Source organism: Pseudomonadota bacterium (assembly GCA_030859565.1).
Classification (GTDB): Bacteria; Pseudomonadota; Gammaproteobacteria; order JACCXJ01; family JACCXJ01; genus USCg-Taylor.
This window is the reverse complement of the sequence record JALZJW010000277.1, coordinates 1-2,297: the sequence shown is the minus strand read 5'-3', so window position 1 is coordinate 2,297 and position 2,297 is coordinate 1. Positions and strand designations below refer to the sequence as shown.

Sequence of the window (2,297 nt, the reverse complement as noted above, 5' to 3'; positions counted from 1 at the left end):
CGATGGAACCGATAAAAGTTCAGTCCGCGCCCGAACGCATGTAGAGCGACCTACAGGACGTCGCCCAATTCGATCAGCCACGCCAGTGGCGCGCGTACGCCGCCAACCGGACCGGCCAACGGCAAGGCCCGTCACGGAGTTCGGTCCCCGGGCCCACCGCGGCGACGCTAAGCCAGCCACGGAGTTTGCGCCTGTGGGCGGAACAGAGATCGCGCCTCCGCCCAACCAAGAACGCACACCGGCCGCCGCCGCCCCATCTGCCTCATCGACGAGAGCTCCGGAATTCGGCGCCAACGCCAAACCTGCAAACGAGTTTGGGCCGTGACAAGGTCCGCAACTCCGACATCCGGTAGGAAGGTTCAGCATGACTAACCTTGTTTCCACACGGCGCTCCATGAGCGTCTGCTTTGCTGCATTGGTACTTTCGCTCGCTTGGTGCGAACAGGCCCTCGCCGGAACGTATGTGATGCGGTCGTGCAACGTTCCTGGCTCTGCTCGTTCACAGGTTGCGCCATGGCAGTGGATGTACGCACTCCACAGCGTTGCCTTTGACGACTGTGGCGCAGGCGGCGGGTTCGGACTGATGTTCCCGAACACGCGGTTGATGACGCGCGTATCGGAGGCCTCGGTGCTGATTGCGCGACCATCCACTGGTCCAAGAAGCGCGATCACTATTAGGCGAGCCCGCGTGTGGATGATCACGCGGTTAGCTGGTACCGGCTCCTCCATGTTCGTAGTCACCAAAACCACTACGACTACCGGGGGCGTACAGCTCGTTGACCTCTTTGGCAAGCCCGGGGGAAACACGCTCAACACCCCATATGAAAGTCCGTTGCTGCCTCAAAACTTGAGCAAATTCCAGATCGTTCTGGCCTGCTCAGGAAGTACGCCTAGTAACTGCTATCCGTCGCATCCACGTCCGCTCGAAATCAGAGGAGTTGAGCTCACTCTGGAGGAGGACGTTCCTCCGGTCGTTGAGTTGAAGGGTGGCACAGTGACTTCGACAGGACCACAATCCGGTGCCCTAAGCGTGAGCTATACAGCGAGAGACGACGCGTCGGGAGTGGCGAAGGTCGAGGGCTTGCTTGGCGATACGGTCGTGGGCGTACAGAACTTCGCTGGACACTGCCGCTACGCGGACTTGAACGCCTGTCCCGCTGGACGTAATGACGAGCTCGTGCTGAACACGCGCCTGGTTCCGGATGGATCGCACGTCTTCAGGCTCAGGGTGACCGACGCCGCTGGCAATCGCATCGCGACACAGGCTCCGGGCGCTGTCGTCGTCGACAACGGCGGAACGACAAGCAGCAACCCTCGGCTCGTTGCGCAATTCGTCAGCACGCGCCGGTCTACAGCCACTACGCGATACGGTCGTCCGGCAACCATCCGAGGCCAGCTCACCGACTCAAGCGGCCACGGGATCGGCAACGGACGTATTCATGTGCTCGAGCGTCGCTTGCTCAGTGGCAAGACCATCAGAGCGGCTCACGTATCCACACGCTCCAATGGAAGGTTCAGCTACAGAGTCTCAAGCCGCGGACCGTCCCGGTCGGTTCGGTTTCAATTCCGGACGAGGGTGGACAACGCGAATACCGTGGTGACACGGACACTAAAGCTGCGGGTCAGGGCGGCCTCAACACTGAGAGTCGCGTTGAGCGGAGTGAGCGTACGGTACCGCGGAACCGTAACTAGTAAACCATTCCCTCGAGGAGGAAAGCTCGTCCTGATGCAAGGACGCGTCTTGCGCGGAACCTGGCAAACCTTTGCGACTAGACGCACGAGCAGCCGCGGCCGTTTTACTGGTCGATATCGACTGCGCGTGTATCGTCCGGGGGTCACGCTGCAGTTTAGAGTCCGCATTCCCGCAGAGAAGGGCTACCCGTACTCATCGGGGGTCGGTCGAACGCTGACGAGAAAGGTAAGATGAGTCGCGGCGACGTGACTGGGACGGCACGCACCTACGGTGCCCAGCAAATAGCCATAGCGAGATGCCCATCCCCCATCGCCGATGTCGACTGTGACCTTCACGCTATGTGGCGCTCGAGGTCCGTTGTGCGAAAGCCGGTTGAAGCGACCACTTTCGATCTCGCGTCGTCGAACATGGAAGACGCGACGACCCGTGGCAACCCATATGCTGTCACCCGGCACGGCGTGCCTTCCGTGGGCTAGTGCCCGGATCTTGCAGCAAGGTGAGCGCCCCGACCGAGGTCGGGGCGCCGTGACGTCCGGCTGAGCAGGGATTGTTGGGGTTGCGAAGTCCTGAAACCCCGGCTCGGGAGGATCACCTTGAAGGTGCA

General features: G+C 61.3%; 1 protein-coding gene. It reads right to left on the bottom strand.

What is annotated here, in order from left to right:
• Positions 1 to 1,875 precede the first annotated feature (1,875 nt).
• A complete protein-coding gene (locus M3436_20715; GenBank protein MDQ3566389.1) occupies positions 1,876 to 2,028 on the bottom strand; it encodes a hypothetical protein in 153 nt (50 codons plus the stop codon).
• Positions 2,029 to 2,297: the final 269 nt, after the last annotated feature.